The organism is Clostridium sp. C105KSO13, from assembly GCF_001517425.1.
Lineage (GTDB): Bacteria > Bacillota > Clostridia > Lachnospirales > Lachnospiraceae > Muricomes.
The window spans coordinates 1-3139 of the sequence record NZ_FBWL01000076.1 but is presented as its reverse complement, the minus strand read 5'-3'; the positions used below and the strand labels follow the sequence as shown (position 1 = coordinate 3139).

The window sequence follows — 3139 nt, the reverse complement described above, 5'->3', positions numbered from 1 at the left end:
CCATCAAAACTACATAAGCCGTCCGCATGCGGGACTTGGTTCAAAAGGAAAGTACTAAATCAGGGGCTTGAAGTTCTAATCAGGCTCCTGATTTTGAGCCCCTGACTTAGAACTTTCCTAATTTATTTCAATGAGAGAATTTAGGTTTTCTTTTAACTTTTATTGTTTATATCAATGTATTCATATTTCCACAATTCTTTTGGAAACCTTTGATATTCTTTTATTTTTGCATTTGCAGGCATCGCAACCATCAATAATCTTCTTGGTCGGGTCATAGCAACATACGCAATTCTCATTAGCTCACTCTTCAAATCACCCTTTTCCAAAAAACTTGGTGTCAGTGTTTTACCTGTTTTACTATTTATAAAGAAAATGTCTGTGAAGCCGCATAAACACTGGATTTATTTATCCAATATCTTCATCGTCGGGAAATGTTTGGGTTTGAACCAACTATATATATAAGTTGTAATAATTGGCTTAAATAAAGGATTTCACTTAAAAACTATTCCTAATTATTCATAACCATAATTACAAAATTTACTGTCACTTTATTGTCTTTTTCGCTTTTTACTGTCCTCATAAAATCTTTAAGAACTCTCTTTTCAAAAAACGTCTAAATTCTTCGATAATGCTTCTAAAGCTTCCTGTTTCTTGTCATGCGTAACCTCAGTGTAAATATCCATGGTGGTCTCAATACTTGCATGCTAATTGAATATTTTTGAAAAAGGGGAGTTATAACCCTTTAGTTAAAGTCGCCCTAAAACACAGTTTATTTTTCACACTTGTTTCCTCCAATTTTTTATAAATTTACTTGATGCTTACATTATATAAGTTTCCTCAAATATATAACAGAACAGTTTTTTGAAATGTGTTTATACTTTATATTTTTCTATCTCAATGGAAGATTCCATCTCCGTCACACAAGTTATAACATAATCCTGCATTTGAAATGTATGGATGTCACAACTTTCCACCAAGCTGTTGTCTGTGTTCCATTCATCCCCAAATCCAGTTCCTTTCAACTTTAGTAAAGCCTCGCACTCTGTCCATATTTGTGTGAATTTTTCGTTCCTTGCGTCACCTTCAAGACCGAGTAATTTTTCTTTCTGTCTTGTATTGAATACTTTTTTTACTGTTGCCTCATGACAGGTTCTGACTTTTTCCACATCAATTCCAACATTGCAGTCCACAATTGCAAGAACAACATAATCTTCACTGTGAGACAGGTTAAAAAAACAATCACCAGAAGTCAGAAACGGTTTTCCATATTCATTGCATGTAAACTGTTCATCTCGTGTTATCCCTAGATACAGTTTTAAGAGAAAGCCGGACACAAGTTCCTGCTGTGCATCTTTTGGCCGCTTGGTTTTCTTATACTTTTTCGTATAGCGCGGTGCAATCTGCGAAAGAACCTGCTCCGTATCACATGTAAATTGTCGAATATCTGCGATTACTATTTTTACGTTCTTCATCCCTCACTTACCTGTCCTTTCTCTCTCATGATAAGTTTAGTATATCGAATACAGCTTTGAAAGCATATAACATATTTATCCCGAATGTTTATTTTGGGAATATTCCTTTTCGGAAAATAACTTTGGGTTTTCATTCATCCTAAATCACTGTATAATATACGCAGAAACACAAAACAAATATAGTATGAAACAACACCACTATATTTATAGAAAAGAGGCTCTATACTATGACACATATCACTTGCAGTTTTCCGTCGTTTTCTCTTGGAACCATGGCGAAATTTCATATTATATTACCGAGACAGTATGGCATTATCACTGAATCGGACAAGGATAATGTAAATGCCATCCCTAAATCAGGCTATCGTACACTTTATCTGCTTCACGGCGCATGTGACAGTGCTGCCGACTGGCTTTTACATTCCCGTGCTGCCGAATTAGCTGATAAATACCATATTGCAATTGTTCTTCCTTCCGTCGGCAATTCCTTTTATCTGGATGGCGTAAATGCAGTCAATGCATTTACCTTTCTGACCAATGAGCTATTGAATTATGTGCGGGATGTCTTCCCACTTTCGCGCAAACGTGAAGATACCTTCCTGTGTGGATATTCAATGGGTGGGTACGGTGCCGTTCGTACCGGTCTCTTATGTCCGGATATATTTGGAAAAATCATCTCCCTCTCCGGCGCGCTCGACATCTGTTATGCCACCAAATTCGTTAATATCTGCGGATACCTGCTTCCTCCTGAACTTTTAAACAGCAAGGAATTACAGGACACGGATAAAAATATCTTTTATCTTCTGACGCAGACAGAATATTCAGCTGAACAATTGCCGGACTTTTACCTTGCATGTGGCAAACAAGATTTTTTTGCCGGCAGCACGACAAAATTTTGTGATACTGCCACTCAAAAAGGGCTTCACACGACCTGCGTTATGACAGAAGGCGAACATAATTGGGATTATTGGGATCCGGCTCTGTCCGAATCTGCCAAGTGGTTGTTTGAATAAAAACTTTTCTGTATTAAGTCCAACAACTCTGTATCATCCTTGTCATCCATTCCACATTTCTCTGCAAAAATCATCCGCTGCGGATTTTCTTTTATAAATAGATTCCAGGACAACTGCGGTGCAGTGTGCAGATTCCATTTCCACATTCCTAAATACAAATGGAATATCACCACAATGCCAGACTGCGAGGCCTCCCATATATGGGATAATAAAGTTCATCATGTAGTTATAGCATGGTGCATCTGTATAAGCTGAACGTTCCTCGAGAATTTCTTTGGTAAGCGGACGGAACATCGCATCCACGCTTAATGCATATAAGATATCTAACTTTGGATATACCATTTCAAACTGTTCCACTACCGCATCCGTGCTCTCCCCAAATCTTTCTTTCAAGATATGATACTTCTCATTCTCTGTATACGCACTCTTATCTCCAAGATAATGCATGAATGAGAATTCTCCAAGGACTGTTCCCGCCACTGGAATATCTTTTGTTTCTTCCCGGAATCCTATAACACTTGACGTGCTGTAAACGGCAAGTACTTTCCAGCAAAAAGTGGAAATTATTTTCCAGCGTTTTTTGGCAAATAAAATCCAGCACTTTTGCTTATAGCACTCCGTGGTTGATCCGCGGAGCATTTTTTAACTAAATGG

Annotated in this window: 4 protein-coding genes; 1 reads left to right on the top strand and 3 read right to left on the bottom strand. The window is 37.7% G+C overall.

The window, feature by feature from the left end; all coding sequences use genetic code 11:
• Nucleotides 1–152: 152 nt before the first annotated feature.
• Together BN3456_RS15750 and BN3456_RS00380 are read right to left on the bottom strand one after the other, a co-directional pair.
• Entirely contained in the window at nucleotides 153–296 is a 144-nt protein-coding gene (locus tag BN3456_RS15750; RefSeq protein WP_176699057.1) for a hypothetical protein, read from the bottom strand.
• A 576-nt stretch (nucleotides 297–872) separates the two neighbouring features.
• A complete protein-coding gene (locus BN3456_RS00380) occupies nucleotides 873–1472 on the bottom strand; it encodes a 4'-phosphopantetheinyl transferase family protein (protein WP_089981986.1) in 600 nt (199 codons plus the stop codon).
• Between the two features lie 227 nt (nucleotides 1473–1699).
• Here BN3456_RS00380 and BN3456_RS00375 point away from each other — a divergent pair, with 227 nt between their 5' ends.
• Entirely contained in the window at nucleotides 1700–2485 is a 786-nt protein-coding gene (locus BN3456_RS00375) for an alpha/beta hydrolase (RefSeq protein ID WP_089981983.1), read from the top strand.
• A 42-nt stretch (nucleotides 2486–2527) separates the two neighbouring features.
• On the opposite strand, the gene BN3456_RS00370 is transcribed toward BN3456_RS00375, so the two are convergent.
• Nucleotides 2528–2932, bottom strand: a complete 405-nt coding sequence (locus BN3456_RS00370; RefSeq protein WP_141654473.1) for a hypothetical protein — start codon at nucleotides 2930–2932, stop codon at nucleotides 2528–2530.
• Nucleotides 2933–3139 lie beyond the last annotated feature (207 nt).